Origin of the sequence: Variovorax sp. YR634, assembly GCF_900106655.1 — a bacterium.
In the GTDB taxonomy this organism is placed as follows: Bacteria; Pseudomonadota; Gammaproteobacteria; order Burkholderiales; family Burkholderiaceae_C; genus Variovorax.
In genome coordinates this window covers 761,979-777,230 of sequence record NZ_FNOL01000001.1, presented here as the reverse complement: position 1 = coordinate 777,230, position 15,252 = coordinate 761,979, and the positions used below count along the sequence as shown (strand labels likewise).

At 68.2% G+C, this 15,252-nt stretch carries 14 protein-coding genes; 12 read left to right on the top strand and 2 right to left on the bottom strand.

Annotated features, from left to right (window positions below; all coding sequences use genetic code 11):
- Positions 1–10: 10 nt before the first annotated feature.
- Positions 11–919, bottom strand: coding sequence for a LysR substrate-binding domain-containing protein (locus BLV60_RS03625; protein WP_218132210.1), 909 nt, complete (start codon positions 917–919; stop codon positions 11–13).
- A gap of 111 nt (positions 920–1,030) precedes the next feature.
- Here BLV60_RS03625 and BLV60_RS03620 point away from each other — a divergent pair, with 111 nt between their 5' ends.
- The 5 genes from BLV60_RS03620 to BLV60_RS03600 are packed head-to-tail and all read left to right on the top strand — an operon-like array spanning position 1,031 to position 6,110.
- Positions 1,031–1,876, top strand: a complete 846-nt coding sequence (locus BLV60_RS03620) for an HpcH/HpaI aldolase family protein (RefSeq protein ID WP_093049943.1) — start codon at positions 1,031–1,033, stop codon at positions 1,874–1,876.
- Positions 1,860–2,861, top strand: coding sequence for a Bug family tripartite tricarboxylate transporter substrate binding protein (locus BLV60_RS03615; RefSeq protein ID WP_093049940.1), 1,002 nt, complete (start codon positions 1,860–1,862; stop codon positions 2,859–2,861). Before BLV60_RS03620 ends, BLV60_RS03615 begins: the two co-directional genes overlap by 17 nt.
- Before the next feature lie 44 nt (positions 2,862–2,905).
- The gene (locus BLV60_RS03610; RefSeq protein ID WP_093049938.1) at positions 2,906–3,799 is read left to right on the top strand and encodes an amidohydrolase family protein; all 894 of its coding nucleotides are present in this window, start codon (positions 2,906–2,908) and stop codon (positions 3,797–3,799) included.
- A gap of 31 nt (positions 3,800–3,830) precedes the next feature.
- The gene (locus tag BLV60_RS03605; RefSeq protein WP_218132209.1) at positions 3,831–4,907 is read left to right on the top strand and encodes a hypothetical protein; all 1,077 of its coding nucleotides are present in this window, start codon (positions 3,831–3,833) and stop codon (positions 4,905–4,907) included.
- A 12-nt stretch (positions 4,908–4,919) separates the two neighbouring features.
- Complete coding sequence (locus BLV60_RS03600; protein WP_093049936.1) at positions 4,920–6,110, top strand: DUF5624 domain-containing protein; 1,191 nt, start codon at positions 4,920–4,922, stop codon at positions 6,108–6,110.
- Between the two features lie 4 nt (positions 6,111–6,114).
- Here BLV60_RS03600 and BLV60_RS03595 read toward each other — a convergent pair whose 3' ends face one another.
- Entirely contained in the window at positions 6,115–6,849 is a 735-nt protein-coding gene (locus BLV60_RS03595; RefSeq protein ID WP_093049934.1) for a helix-turn-helix domain-containing protein, read from the bottom strand.
- Between the two features lie 203 nt (positions 6,850–7,052).
- Here BLV60_RS03595 and BLV60_RS03590 point away from each other — a divergent pair, with 203 nt between their 5' ends.
- The 7 genes from BLV60_RS03590 to BLV60_RS03560 are packed head-to-tail and all read left to right on the top strand — an operon-like array spanning position 7,053 to position 15,235.
- A complete protein-coding gene (locus tag BLV60_RS03590) occupies positions 7,053–8,210 on the top strand; it encodes an NAD(P)/FAD-dependent oxidoreductase (protein ID WP_093049932.1) in 1,158 nt (385 codons plus the stop codon).
- Between the two features lie 45 nt (positions 8,211–8,255).
- Positions 8,256–9,707 (top strand): M81 family metallopeptidase, encoded by a 1,452-nt coding sequence (locus tag BLV60_RS03585; protein ID WP_093049930.1) that lies wholly within the window; start codon positions 8,256–8,258, stop codon positions 9,705–9,707.
- 43 nt (positions 9,708–9,750) lie between these two features.
- The gene (locus BLV60_RS03580) at positions 9,751–11,322 is read left to right on the top strand and encodes an ABC transporter substrate-binding protein (protein WP_093049928.1); all 1,572 of its coding nucleotides are present in this window, start codon (positions 9,751–9,753) and stop codon (positions 11,320–11,322) included.
- A gap of 27 nt (positions 11,323–11,349) precedes the next feature.
- Positions 11,350–12,285, top strand: coding sequence for an ABC transporter permease (locus tag BLV60_RS03575; protein ID WP_093049926.1), 936 nt, complete (start codon positions 11,350–11,352; stop codon positions 12,283–12,285).
- A gap of 19 nt (positions 12,286–12,304) precedes the next feature.
- Complete coding sequence (locus tag BLV60_RS03570; RefSeq protein ID WP_093049923.1) at positions 12,305–13,207, top strand: ABC transporter permease; 903 nt, start codon at positions 12,305–12,307, stop codon at positions 13,205–13,207.
- A gap of 10 nt (positions 13,208–13,217) precedes the next feature.
- On the top strand, positions 13,218–14,249 hold the full coding sequence (locus BLV60_RS03565; protein ID WP_093049920.1) for an ABC transporter ATP-binding protein: 1,032 nt from the start codon (positions 13,218–13,220) through the stop codon (positions 14,247–14,249).
- Positions 14,246–15,235 carry an ABC transporter ATP-binding protein gene (locus BLV60_RS03560; protein WP_093049917.1) on the top strand — a complete coding sequence of 330 codons (990 nt, stop codon included), beginning with the start codon at positions 14,246–14,248 and terminating at the stop codon, positions 15,233–15,235. The genes BLV60_RS03565 and BLV60_RS03560 overlap by 4 nt, the downstream gene beginning before the upstream one ends.
- Positions 15,236–15,252 lie beyond the last annotated feature (17 nt).

Here is a 15,252-nt window from a genome sequence, read left to right as displayed (position 1 = left end):
CAGATCGTCGTCAGCGCTTGCGGCTCGACGCGACCTGCGTGCCGCGCAACAGCCGCAACAGGCTCTCCAGGTGCGGATTGGCGTCTGCATCGCGGTAGCCCAGGTACAGGCTCGACACCGCGTCCTTGTCGAGGATGCGGCTGTACAGCACCCCTTCGAGCTGGATGCACTGCGTGTCGGCCGGCACGATGGCCACGCCGAAACCCGCCGCCACCAGCCCGACCATGGTCGAGGCCTCGCGCGTCTCGTGCATCACCGCCGGGCGAAAGCCGGCCCTGGCGCACAGCTCTTGCACCTTCCAGTACAGGCCGATGCCCGCGTCGCGCGGATAGACGATCAGCGGCACGTCCTTCAGTTCGCGGATGTGGATGCCCTTGCCACGCGTGAGCACGTGCTGCTGCGGCATCGCCGCGACCAGCGGCGCCGAGTACCACTCCTCGATGGTCACGCCCACCGGAATGCTCACGTTGGGCTTGCGCAGTACGCCGAGGTCTAGCTCGCGGGCATTGATGGCGTCGAGCTGATGCATCGACGCCATTTCCCGCAACTGCAGCTCGACCGCCGGAAAGCTCGCGCGGTACTGGCGAATGCCCGATGGCAGCGCCGTCGTGAGCATCGACGAAGCGGTGAAGCCCACGTTGAGCTTGCCGACCTCGCCCGCTGCGGCGCTCTGCACTTCGTCTTTCGCGCTCTGCACCGAGGCAAGGATGGTGCGCGCCCGGTCGAGAAAGTGCCGCCCGGCCTGCGTGAGATACACGCGGCGCTTGTCGCGCTCGAAAAGCTGCACCCCCAGCTCTTCTTCGAGCCCGCGAATCTGCGTGCTCAGGGGCGGCTGTGCCATGTAGAGGCGTTCCGCGGCGCGGGTGAAGTTGAGTTCTTCCGCCACGGCAACGAAGTAGCGCAGGTGTCGAAGTTCCACGATATCTCCAGCGTATCGAATGCAATCCGAATCCGGTATTTCCGGATATGACACCCATTCTCTAGCATCCCTTCACACCTTTACAACCACAGAGACAAAGGAAGAACCCGCATGGTGCAAGACAGCGCAACGGCGTCCGCCGACGCCGCATCGACCAACCTCGTCGTGAGCCGCCTGCGCCAGCGCCTGCCGGTGGCGGCACTGGGCATCCGCGCTTCGCGCACGCCCGACATCGCGCGCATCGCCAAGGCCAGCGGCCACCACGCGATCTGGGTGGACCTGGAGCACAGCAGCATCGCCATCGACGCGGCCGTGCAGATCTGTGCCGCCGCAATGGACATCGGCCTCATGCCCTTCGTGCGTGTGCCGGAGCGCGAGTACGGCGTGATCGGCCGGCTGCTCGACGGCGGCGCGGGCGGCATCATCGCGCCGCGCATCGAGACCGTGGCACAGGCCGAAGACCTCGTGGCCGCCTGCCGCTTTCCACCGCTGGGCCATCGCTCGGCCATCGGCACGCTGCCGCACGTGGGCTATCGCAAGATGGCCGCGGCGGATTTCAACACCGCCATGAACCGCGCCACTGCGCTGAAGGTGCTGATCGAAAGCCCGCTGGGCATCGAGAACATCGAGCGCATCGCCGCGGTGCCGGGCATCGACATCGTGGGCATCGGCACCAACGACCTGAGCGCCGAGCTGGGCGTGGCCGGTGACTTCAAGCACCCGCTGGTACGCGCCGCGCACGAGACTGCGCTGGCCGCCTGCCTGCGCGTGGGAAAGCCGCTCGCCATCGGCGGCATCGCCGACGCGGCCTACTCGGCCGAGCTGGTACACCGTGGTGCAGCACCTTTCCTCATGACCGGCATCGACACCGACATGCTGCTGGCCGCCGCGCACGAGCGCGTCGCGAAGGCGCTGAGTTCGGTCGGCGTGGAGAACGGCGATGCGGTCGTGCGCTGAAGCAGTCCTGCGCCGCACCGGCGCCGTGCTCGCGCTGCTGCTCGGCATGCTGGCCTTGCCAGGCTCGGCATTCGCCCAGGTTGCACAAGGAGCGACGACCCTCGTCGTGCCGACGCCGCCGGGTGGACCCATCGACCGCGTCGCCCGCATCGTGGCGCAGGGCCTGTCTTCCGTGCTGGGGGAACCGGTGGTGGTCGAGAACAAGGGCGGGGCCGCCGGCAAGATCGGCGTGCAGGCGGCTCTGCGGGCCGCACGCGACGGCCACACGCTGATTGCGGTCTCGCCTTCCATCGCATCGGTCAATCCGGTGGTCGACAAGGCGGCGGGCTATGACCCGCTCAAGGACTTCGATCCGCTCGGCATCGTCGCCTTCAACGACGGCGTGCTGGCGGTGCGCGCCGACCTGCCCGCGGCCGACATGCCAGGGCTCGTGGCCTATGCGAAAGCACACCCCGGCGCGCTGACATACGGCTCCTTCGGCGTCGGCACCAGCCTGCACCTGCAGACCGAGGAGTTGCTGCACACGCTCGGCATCACGGCGCGGCACGTGCCGTACAAGGGCGAGGCACAGGCGATGAATGCACTGATCGCAGGCGAAGTCGACATGATGGCCTACGTCACTTCGCCCATCGTGCCCTTCGTGGCAAACGGCCGCGCGCGGGCGCTCGCCGCCACGGCATCGACCCGCTGGGCTGCGCTGCCCGCGGTGCCGAGCTTTGCGGAGACCGGCATCGACGCGCTGCGCAACTACACCTACCGCTCGTGGGTCGGCATCGTGCTGCCGGCAGGCGTGCCGGCGGCTGCGCGGCAGCGTGCCACTGCGGCGCTGCGCGAGGTGCTGGCCCGGCCCGAGACGCTCAAGGCACTCGAAGCGCAGGGCTTCGCGCCGGTCACGCCCGACGCCGAGACGATGCGCCGCACCGTCGCCGCCGAACTCGAGCGCAACCGCCGGCTGATTGCCGCCGGCGGCATCTCGCTCGAATGAGCCTTCATCGATTTTTTCCTCTCATCTTTTTTTCCTTCGACATCATGAGTTCCCAGATCCTCACTTCCACGCCCATGCGCGCGCCCGAAACGCTGGCGCGCCCCGCCTTCACCGTGCCTGCCGGCGCCTGCGACTCGCACGTGCACGTGTTCGAAAGCGAAGACCGCTACCCGCACGTCGACCAGCCGCACTACACGCTGCCCGACGGCCCGCTCACCAAGCTCGATGCCATGTGCGAGTCGCTGGGCCTGGCGCGCTATGTGATCGTGCAGCCCAGCTTCTACGGCACCGACAACCGCTGCATGCTCGACGCCCTGGACATCGCCGGCGAACGCGCGCGCGGCGTGGCCATGGTGGCCGACAGCGTCACCGAAGAGATGCTGCACGACATGCACCGCCGCGGCGTGCGCGCGCTGCGACTCGACCTGTTCCTGCGCTCGGGCCTGCCGACCGCCGAGCTGGTGCAGTACATCCAGCGCAGCGTGCGCATGACGAAGACTCTGGGCTGGCACCTGCAGTTCTACACGCCGGGCTGGGTGGTGCGCGACCTCATTCCGTACCTGGGCGACATCGATGCCGACTTCGTCATCGACCACATGGGCTACATGCTCGAGAGCGACGGCCTCACGCGGCAGGACTTCGACCGCCTGCTGCGGGTGCTGGCCGACGGGCGCGGCTGGATGAAGCTCTCCGGCCCCTACCGCGTGGCCAAGGACGGCAACTTCGAGAAGCTGCGCCCGCTGGCGCACGCCATCGTCGACGCCCTGCCCGAACGCACCATCTGGGGCAGCGACTGGCCGCACATTCCCGACGGCGCGCGCGACACCGGCGAGCTGCTGAACCTGCTCGCGCCGTGGGCGCCCGACGCACCGGCGCGCCAGCGCATCCTGGTGGACAACCCGGCGCGGCTGTTCGGCTTTGCGCCGATTCCGCAGTAAGGTGCGCATGCCGAACGAAAGAACGACCGCGATGAAAAACATCCAGGACCTCGACACCTCCGGCGCGCGCGCAGCGGAGACCTTCATTCACGGCGGCACGCGCTACCTCGTCGTGCCGCAGCTCGCAGTCGACGTGCCGGGGCAGCCCGCGATGATCACCGTGGGCAACAGCGATATCGAAGCGCTGGTCTACCGCTGGCAGGACGAAACCTTCATGCCGCACACGCGACTGCCCGTGCCAGGTGGAGAAGACGCGGAGTTCTTCGAGATCGGCGGCCGCGCCTTCCTGGCCACTGCCAGCCTCAAGTCGGGTGCCGGCCCATACGAGCTCAATGTCGACTCGGTCATCTTCGAACTGAAGGACGGCGCATTCACCGAGTTCCAGCGCGTGCCCACTTTCGCGGCCAAGCAATGGACGCACTTCACCATCGGCGAACGCCACTTTCTGGCGCTCGCACAAGGCGTGGCGATGGAAGGCACCGAGGCCCGGAATCCGTCGAAGTCGGCCATCTACGAATGGAACGGCGAGTGCTTCGCGGAGTTCCAGGTCATCGACTCGACCTGGGGCTACAACTTCGCGTTCTTCGAGATTGGCGGGCAGCGCTTCCTGGCCTATGCCGACCACGTGGCGCGCTCGCGCGTCATGCTGTGGAGCGGCACGCGCTTCGAAGACTTCCAGCTGCTCGACGGCAAGACCGGCCGCGCCTTCCAGTTCTTCGAGGCGCAAGGGGAAGCCTGGCTGGCCTTCGCCTGCCTGCACGACGACACCGTGCTTCTGCGCTGGAACGGCACCGGCTTCGTCGCGCACCAGACGCTGAGCGGCCCCGGCGGGCGCGAGTTTGTCTGGCGCGAAGATGCGCAGGGTGGCGAGCTGGTGCAGATCAACTTCCTGCTCGGCAGCCGCGAGGCACCCATTACCTCGCTGACCTCGGTTGGCTACCGCTTCGCCGACGGCAAGCTGGTGCCGCAGCGCGAGTTTCCGACCTCCGGCGCCACCGATGCCTGCGCCTTCGAGGACAACGGCCACGCCTACCTGGTGGTGACCAACAGCCTCGGCGCCGACATCCGCTTTCGCACGCCGAGCAAGGTGTACCGGCTCGGCGCATAGACAGGAGCCACCATGACGGCAAACCCGAATTTCCAGAGCCCCGAGTTCCTGCGCCTCTTCGAGACCTACACCGCGAGCGCCGACAGCATCGGCGCGAAGATGACGCACGCCACCGCCGAGGCCGCGCCCGACGCGGCGCTGATCGTTGCCACGGCGGCCGACTTCATCCTGTTCCCCGGCAGGGGCAGGCCGCCCGAGGTCGAGGGCTACCGGCTCACGACGCGCGGCTTCAAGGAACTGGCGGCGGTGTCGCACCTCGGCCCAGCGCTGGCCTCGCTGGTGCGACTGCGCGAGCTCGACCCCGAAGGCACGCTGTGGCGCAGCGAAACCGAACACCTGCTCGCCGCCACCGTGGCCGCGCGCGAAGCCAACAGCGTGGCGCTCTGGCGCGACGACATCGCAGTGCCCGCCTATCGGGGCCGCGAGACGGCCATCGCGAACATGGTGCACTACGCCTGCGAAGTCACAGAGCGCTACATCGCGCGTGCCCTCGCCCACCCCGAGACCCTCACTGCCGCCGACCTGCGCACGCACTACCTCGAAGCCACGGGCGATGCCATCGGCGCGAGCGTGCCGATGAACAAGGTGATGATCGCCACCTTCTTCCTTGTCGGCCTGGACACCGGGCACCGCGTGATCGCATGGTTCGAGCGCCACCGCATCGACTGGGCGAACGCAATGGTGCTGATCGTGGGCAGGCAGGGCCGCCCCACCGCGGGCGTTACCTGGAGCACCAACGCCGTGTGCTCGATGATCCTCGCCTCGTCGCACCATGCGCTGCCGCTGGAGCGCGTGTACATCGCACCGCATGCACCGGCGCCCACCTTCACCTACCCCGTCGACCTGCCGGCCGTGTCTGCCCACGAGGCGCCGATGCGCAAGCTCTGGTGGGCCACGCGGGCCATGAGCGACCTGGGGCCGATGATGTACGAGGGCTACCCGCGCTTCGCCCCCGGGCGCGGCGGCCGGCCGGTGCTGCAGCCCGACACCACCGAAGTCAGCGAGATGCCCGCCATCGGCGGACCGGAGGACTGGCATGCGCTCAACACCCGCATGCGCGTGATCCTCGAAGACCCGCGGCAGCTGCTGGCGGGTTGCGTTACCGACTATGCGGCGGACCAGCTGCAGGGCAATGGCAACGACCCGCTGAAGGCGGTAGTGCCGGGCCTGGACGGCACGGACTACCCCGCGTATTTCTCCTGAGGGGCTAGGCGCCCTTTTTGCTTGCTGGCGCCTTGGCCTTCACGGTCTTGCGTGCCGCAGGCTTGGCCGGCACCGGCGCCTTGCGCGCCTCTCCCTCGCGCGCGGACTGCATGTGCCGGCTCTCGCCGATGGTCATGCCCACGATCCGCGCGAGCTGCCGGCTCACGCTGATGTACGCATGGCCGAGGCGGCTGTCGAAGTACAGCGAATCACCGCGCGCCATGTGCAGCACTTCGCCGTTGTCGAAGTGCACCTCGATCTCGCCCGACAGCACATAGGCGAACTCTTCGCCCGCATGCCGCACGAAGTCTTCCGGCCCGTGGATGCGCCGCGCATGCACCGTGCCGACGATGGGGCTCATCTGCTTGCCCGCCGCCGTGGTGCCCAGGAACTCGTAGGCAATCGACAGCCCCCGGTACACCACGCCCTTGCCTGCGCGCGTGACCACCGGCCCGTCGAGCTGCGCGGGCTTGACGCCTGCGCCCGCGAACATCGCGTTCATGTCCATCTCGAGCGCACGGCCCAGCGCGGTGAAGTTTTCATAACCCAACGCGAGCTGCCCGCGCTCGGCGCGCGAGATGGTGGTGATCGACACGCCCGAGCGCTCGGCCAGCTGTGCCAGCGTCCAGCCGAAACGCTTGCGCGCGCTGCGCAGGCGATGACCGAAAGTGGTGCGGTCCAGCGTGGGCGGCTCGTCCTTCGGCTTCGTTGCCGTCCTGGTCCCTGTGTGTGGATTCACGCTTGGCTTTCTCTTGTGATGCAAGTGGATTCTGCCAGCCGGGCGGTGCGCCATCCATGCCAACCCGCGTGACGCAGGCGCGGAAGTTGCGTATACGCAAATTGCGTTGACGCAAATTTCACCGAAGCGGTGCACCATGGTTTCCCCTTGGTGCCACCAAATCAATTTGCGTATCCGCAAATTTCTACCTACACTTTTTGCCGATGACTTCCAGCACCCCAACGCCCGTCGTGGCAGATTTCCTCGTGATCGGCGGCGGCATCGCCGGGGCTTCGGTGGCCCATTGGCTCGCACCGCATGCCAGCGTGATCCTTCTCGAACGCGAGTCGCAGCCGGGCTACCACTCCACCGGCCGCTCCGCCGCCCTCTTCATGGAAAGCTACGGCACGCCGCAGGTGCGCGCCCTCACCATGGCGAGCCGCGCCTTCCTCGAACATCCGCCCGAAGGCTTCTCGGAGCACCCGCTGCTCACGCCGCGCGGCGCGATGATGGTCGCGGGCGCCGGGCACATGTCCGAGCTCGAAGCCCACTGGGAGGTGTTGCGCGCCATGGACACCGGCGCCTCGCGACTGAGCGGCGAGCAGGCCCGCGAGATGGTGCCGGCGCTGCGCCCCGAGCAGGTGATGGGCGCGGTGTACGAACCCGATGCGTCCGACATGGACGTGCACGCCATCCACCAGGGCTACCTGCGCGGCATGCGCCGCGCCGGCGGCAAGCTGGTGTGCGATGCCGGCGTTACGGCCATCGAACGCGTGGGCGAGCGCTGGCGCGTGGAGGCCGGCGGCGCCATGTACGAGGCGCCCGTGGTGCTCAACGCGGCGGGCGCATGGGTCGACACCGTCGCACGCATGGCCGGTGTGCCGCCGCTGGGCATCGAGCCGCGCCGGCGCTCGGCCTTCATCTTCGCGCCGCCCGAAGGCCAGAGCGTCGCGCACTGGCCCATGGTGTTCGGCGCAGACGAGGGCTGGTACATCAAGCCCGACGCCGGCATGCTGCTCGGCTCGCCGGCCAATGCCGACCCGGTCGAGCCGCAGGACATACAGCCCGAGGAGATGGACATCGCCATCGCCATGCACCGCATCGAGGAAGCGACCACGCTCGCCATTCGCCGGCCCACGCGCACCTGGGCCGGCCTGCGATCCTTCGTAGCCGACGGCGACCTGGTAGGCGGCTTCGAGCCCGGCGTGCCCGGCTTCTTCTGGGTGGCGGCGCAAGGCGGCTACGGCATCCAGACCTCGGCGGCCATGGGCGAGGCCTGCGCCGCGCTGGCACGCGGACTGCCGCTGCCGGAGCGCATCGCCTCCTTCGGGCTCACGGCCGGGATGCTGGGCCCGCAGCGGCTGCGCACGGCCACGGCCTGAGCGCAGCCACACACAGAAAAACATCCCACTCCACGAGACATCACCATGCGCGTCTTCAGTGCCTCCCTCGCCACCGAAACCAACACTTTCGGCCCGATGCCGACCGGCCTCGCCTCCTTCAAGGACCGCGGCTACTTCCCCGCCGGCAAGCACCCCGAAGCGATGACGCTGTTCTCGGGCCCGCTGTGGGCCGCGCGCATGCGCGGCGCCGACAAGGGCTGGACGCTCTTCGAAGGCTTGGTGGCCGGCGCGCAGCCCAGTGGCACCACCACGCGCCACGCCTACGAAACGCTGCGCGACGAATTGCTGGCCGACCTGCGCGCGGTGCTGCCGGTCGACATGGTGCTGCTCGGCCTGCATGGTGCGATGGTGGCCGACGGCTACGACGACTGCGAAGGCGACCTGCTGGCGCGCGTGCGGCAGATCGTCGGGCCCGGCGTGGTGATCGGCGCGGAGCTCGACCCGCACAACCACCTCACGCCCGCGATGGTCCAGAACTCCGACCTGATGATCTCGTTCAAGGAGTACCCGCACACCGACGTGCTCGAGCGCGGGCTGGAGCTGGTGGACATCTGCGCCGCCATGGTCGAAGGCAAGGTCAAGCCGGTGGCCGCGGTGGTCGACTGCGACATGATCGTCACGGTCCACACCTCGCGCCAGCCGGCGCGCGGCTTCGTCGAGCGCATGCAGTCGCTCGAGGGCAAGAACGGCGTGCTGTCGGTCTCGCTCACGCACGGCTTCTCTTGGGGCGACGTGCCCGAGATGGGCACCAAGGTGCTGGTCTACACAGACGGCAACCAGGCCCAGGCCGACGCTCTTGCGCGCCAGCTCGCCGACGAAGTCATCGCCATGCGCGACGGCCTCACGGTGAACTACCCGAGCATCGATGCCTCGCTCGACGAAGCACTGGCCTTCGACGGCGGCCCGGTGGTGCTGTCCGACGGTGCGGACAACCCCGGCGGCGGCGCGGCAAGCGACTCCACCTTCATCCTGCGCCGCATGGTCGAGCGCGGCATCACCAACGCGGCGCTGGGCCCGCTGTGGGACCCGATCGCGGTGCGCATCGCATTCGATGCGGGCGTGGGCGCCAGGCTGCAGATGCGCATCGGCGGCAAGATCAGCCCACTCTCTGGCGATCCGCTGGACCTCGACTGCACCGTGAAGGCGCTGAAGCACGACCTGGTGATGACGGGCCTGGCCGGCACGCCCACGCTGATGGGCGACAGCGCGCTGATCGAGGCGAACGGCATCGAGATCGTGCTGATCACGCTGCGCAACCAGGCAATGGGCACCGACCTGTTCACGCAGCTGGGCTGCGACCTCGCCGCGAAGAAGATCATCGTCGTGAAGTCGTCGCAGCACTTCTACGCGTCGTACTCCAAGGTGGCGAAGCACGTCATCTACGCGGGCGCACCGGGCGCCGTGACGCTCGACCTGAACACGCTGCCGTACCGCAAGGCCCGCCTGCCCAAGTGGCCGATCGGTGTCGCCGCCTGACCTCCTCTTTTTCTTTCTTTCGCCCCCGACCGGAGAACCGACGATGAAACGACGAACGCTTGCCGCCCTCGCTGCCCTGGTGCTTTCTCTCCCGGCGTTCGCCCAGACGCCGCCTCCCAAGACGCTGAAGGTGGTGGCGCACGCCGACCTGAAGATCCTCGACCCGACCTTCACCACGGCGTACATCTCGCGCAACTTCGGCTACATGGTCTACGACACGCTGTTCGCGCAGGATTCGAGCGGCAAGCCCCAGCCGCAAATGGTCGACAAGTACACGACCTCGAAAGACGGCAAGCAGTGGAGCTTCACGCTGCGCCCGGGCCTCAAGTTCTCCGACGGCAGCGCCGTCACCTCGGCCGACGCCATCGCCTCGCTGCAGCGCTGGGCGGCACGCGACAGCCTGGGCCGCGCGATGGTGGCGAGCGGCGCCGAGTGGAAGGCAACCGATGCGCACAGCTTCACGCTCACGCTCAACGAGCCCTTCGGCATGGTGCTCGAGGCACTGGCCAAGCCCTCGGGCTTTCCGCCGGTGATCCTGCCCGAGCGGCTGGCCAGGATGCCGGCCACCGCGCCGCTGACCGAGGTGCTTGGTTCAGGCCCCTTCATCTTCAAGCGCGACGAGTGGGTGCCGGGCAACAAGACGGTGTTCGTGCGCAACCCCAACTACGTGGCGCGCAGCGAACCGCCGAGCGGCCTGTCGGGCAGCAAGAAGAGCAGCTTCGACCGCGTCGAATGGCTCTACCTGCCCGACGCCAACAGCGCGGTGGCCGCCCTGAAGCGCGGCGAGGTCGACCTCATCGAACAGCTGCCTCCCGACTACATCGCGCCGCTGCGCACCGACACCAGTGTGAAGATCGGCGCCTTCGGCACCTACCAGGGCTTCCTGGTGATGAACCAGCTGCATCCGCCCTTCGACAACCCGAAGGTGCGCCAGGCACTGCTGCAGGCCGTGAGCCAGGAACGCTTCGTGGCGGCCATGGGCTTCCCGCTGGACATGCGCATGGCCTACTGCGCCACCTACTTCATCTGCGGCAGCCCCAACGACACGGCCGCCGGCGCCGACCCCTACCGCAAGGCCGACGTGGCCAAGGCCAAGCAGTTGCTCGCAGCCTCCGGCTACAAGGGCGAAAAGGTGGTGCTGATGGTGCCCAGCGACGTGCCCTACCTCAACGCCGAGGCGCTGATGGCCGCGCAGACCATGAAGAGCATCGGCCTGAACGTCGATGCGCAGAGCATGGACTGGGCCTCCATCGGCGCGCGCCGTGCCAAGCGCGACGCGGCCGACGCGGGCGGCTGGAACATGTACGTCACCGTGGCCGGCGAATTCGACGCCAACTCGCCCATCGCCAACGCCTACCTGGGCGCGGCGTGCGGCAACACGCTGCCCGGCTGGCCCTGCGACAAGCCGCTCGACAAGCTGCGCACCGCATGGCTGAAAGAGACTGTGCCGGCCAAGCGCAAGGAGCTGCTCGACGCCTTCCAGCGCCGCGCCTACGAAGCCGTGCCGTACATCAACGCGGGCCAGTACTCGGCCGCGTTCGCCGCGCGCGCCAGCCTCAAGGGGCTGGACAAACTCTGGGCCGGCCTGCCGACGGTCTGGGTACTCGACAAGTAAGACGAAGCGCCAGCACAAGGCATCGCCATGGGCTACATCGTTCGACGCTTTCTCTCGACGCTCCCCGTCATGGCGGTGGTGGCCGTGGTGGTGTTCCTGCTGATCCACCTGTCGCCGGGCGACCCGGCCGCGCTCATCGCGGGCGACCTTGCAACCACCGAGGACATCGAGAAGCTGCGCGCCGCGCTCGGCCTGAACCTGCCGCTGTGGCAACAGTTCGCGCTGTGGGTCGGCAAGCTGTTCACCGGCGACCTCGGCACCTCGATATTCACGCAGATGCCGGTGGCGCAGCTGCTGGGGCAGCGGCTGGAGCCGACGGTGTCGATCGCCGCGCTGACCATGCTCATCACGCTGGTGGTGTCGGTGCCGCTGGGCACGCTCGCGGCGCATCGCGCGGGCAGCTGGATCGACCGGCTGGTGATGCTGTTCGCGGTGCTGGCCTTCTCGGTGCCTGTGTTCCTCGTCGGCTACCTGCTGGTCTACAGCTTCGCGGTCCAGCTGCCGTGGTTTCCGGTGCAGGGCTATGTGCACTTTGCTGAGGGCCCGGGCGAGTGGCTGCGGTCGCTGGTGCTGCCCTGCGTGAACCTGGCGCTGGTGTACATCGCTCTGGTGACGCGCATGACGCGCGCCACCGTGCTCGAAGTGCTGCACGAGGACTACATCCGCACCGCGCGCGCCAAGGGCCTGGGCGTGCTGCCGGTGCTGGGGCATGCGCTGCGCAACGCGGCCATTCCCATCGCAACCACCGTCGGCGCGGGCATCGCGCTGCTGATCGGCGGCGTTGTCGTCACCGAAACGGTGTTCGCCATTCCGGGCGTGGGCCGGCTCGTGATCGATTCGGTGCAGCGGCACGACTACCCGGTGATCCAGAGCGTGCTGCTGCTCTCGGCGGGGGTGTATGTGCTGATCAACCTGCTGATCGACCTGAGCTACCGCCTGTTCGACCCGCGCATCCAGTACTGATGAAGAAGAACCCCACGCAATGTCCACGGTCCTTCCCTTGAACACCATCCAGACACCCGACGCCGCGGCCGACGACGAAGCCCCTTTCGTGCCGCCGCGCTGGCGCTGGGTGCGCAAGCACCCGACGCTGATCATCGGTGCGCTGCTGCTGATTGCGGTGGCCATTCTCTCCATCGCCGCGCCGTGGATCGCCACGCACGATCCGCAGGACATCGACCCGCTCGCGCGCATGCAGCCGCCCTCCGGCGAGCACTGGTTCGGCACCGATGCGCTGGGCCGCGACGTATTCAGCCGCGCCGTGTGGGGCGGGCGCGTGTCGATGATCGTGGGCGCCGCGGTCGCGGTGCTGGCCACCTTCTTCGGCATTGCGCTCGGACTGGTGTCGGGCTTCGTGCGCTGGGCGGACGGTCCGATCATGCGGGTGATGGACGGGCTCATGGCCATCCCCGGCATCCTGCTGGCCATCGCGCTCATGGCGGTGACGCGCGCCAGCCTCGCGACGGTGATCGTGGCCATCACGGTGCCCGAGATTCCGCGCGTGGTGCGGCTGGTGCGATCGCTCGCGCTCACGCTGCGCGAGCAGTTGTTCGTGGAGGCAGCACACGCGGTAGGCACGCGGCTGCCGGTGATCCTGGTGCGCCACGTGCTGCCGAACATCGTGGCGCCGTTGGTGGTGCAGGCGACCTTCGTGGCGGCGGCCGCCGTGCTGACCGAGGCCGCGCTCTCATTCCTCGGCGTGGGCGTGCCCTCGCAGACGCCGAGCTGGGGCAACATGATGGCCGAGGGGCGCAACTTCGTGACGGTGGCGTTCCACATCATCCTGTACCCGGGGCTGCTGCTGGCGGCGACGGTGCTGGCGATCAACCTGCTGGGCGACGGCCTGCGCGATGCGCTGGACCCGCGCCTGGCACGGCAGCTGTGAAGGACATGTCATGACGATCACCATGTCCCACACCGCCCTCGCCCCCGGCGAGCCTCTGCTCGAAGTCGACAACCTGCGCACGCACTTCCACACGCTGGCGGGCGTGGTGCGGTCGGTCGACGGGGTTTCGTACACGGTGCGCGCAGGCCGCACGCTCGGCGTGGTCGGCGAATCGGGCTGCGGCAAGAGCGTGACGGCGCTGTCGATCCTGCGGCTGGTGCCTACACCGCCCGGACGCCACATGGGCGCGGTGCGGCTGCGCGGCACCGACCTGATGCAGCTCAGCGAACGCGAGATGCGGCAGATTCGCGGCAACCGCATCTCGATGATCTTCCAGGAGCCGATGACATCGCTGAACCCGGTGCTCACCGTGGGCCGGCAGATCGCCGAGACCGTGCAGCTGCACCAGAAGGCCAGCCGCGCCGATGCGATGAAGCGCGCAGTCGAAATGCTGCGCGTGGTGCAGATCCCCGAGCCCGAGCGACGCGTGAACGAGTACCCGCACCAGCTCTCGGGCGGCATGCGCCAGCGCGTGATGATCGCGCTGGCCCTGGCCTGCAACCCCGAGGTGCTGATCGCCGACGAGCCGACGACGGCGCTCGACGTGACGATCCAGGCGCAGATCCTCGACCTCGTCAAGCGCCTGCAGAAGGAGCTGGGCATGGGCGTGGTGATGATCACGCACGACCTCGGCGTGGTGGCCGAAAGCTGCGATCGCGTGGTCGTGATGTATGCCGGCAAGAAGGTGGAAGAGGCAGACGTGATCGATCTGTTCGACCGCCCGCTGCACCCCTACACGCGTGCTCTGATGGCCTCGATGCCCGCGATGAACACTGCGAGCACGCGGCTCACCGAGATTCCGGGGCTGGTGCCGGCCGCACACGAACTGGGGCGCGGCTGCGCCTTTGCGGCGCGCTGCAGCCATGCGCGCGAACGCTGCCGCATCGAGACGCCGCAGCTCGTGCAGCAGGGCGGCGACCATGTGGTGGCGTGCTTTGCAGTCGAAGAACACTGGGCAGGTACCGAGGAGATGGCTGCATGACGACGACCGCTGCAACGCCACTGCTGCAGGTGCGCAACCTGCGCAAGCACTACATCTCGCCCAAGCGCTGGCTGCGGCCGGCCAGGCCTTCGATCCAGGCGGTCGACGGTGTGTCGTTCTCTGTTGCGCGCGGCGAAACGCTGTCGCTGGTCGGCGAATCGGGCTGCGGCAAGACGACCACGGCCAAGTCGGTCATGCGGCTGGTCGAGCCGACCTCGGGCTCGGTGGAGCTCGAAGGCGAAGAGCTGCTGACGCTGTCCGCCGAAGACATGCGTATGCGCCGGCGGCAGCTGCAGATTATTTTTCAGGACCCGTATGCCTCGCTGAACCCGCGCCTCACAGCCGGAGACATCGTGGCCGAGCCGCTGCGAAACTTCGGCATGGGCATGGCAGCGGAACGGCGCGAGCGCGTGCAGTGGCTGTTCTCGCGCGTCGGGCTACGGCCCGAGGCGGCGAAGAAGTTTCCGCACGAGTTCTCGGGCGGACAGCGGCAACGGCTGGGCATTGCGCGTGCATTGGCGCTGAACCCGAAGCTGATCGTGTGCGACGAGCCGGTGTCGGCGCTCGACGTGTCGGTGCAGGCGCAGGTGGTCAACCTGCTGATGGACCTGCAGGCCGAGTTCGGTATCGCGTATCTCTTCGTGGCGCACGACCTTGCGGTGGTGCGGCACATCAGCCATCGCGTGGCAGTGATGTACCTCGGGCACATCGTGGAGATTGCCGACCGCGACACGCTGTTCTCTTCGCCGCTGCATCCGTACACCGAGATTCTTCTGTCGGCCGTGCCCGTGCCCAATCCACGCACGCCCGCACGCCGCATGCTGCTGCAGGGCGATCCGCCGAGCCCCGCCAACCCGCCTTCGGGCTGCCGCTTCCACACGCGTTGCCCGATGGCGCAGGCCGTGTGCAAGGAGAAGACGCCCGAGTTGAGCGAGCGGCCGTCGTCCGCGAACGGCAGTCACTGGGTTGCCTGCCATTTCCGCTGAAGAAGAAAGAAAGGATC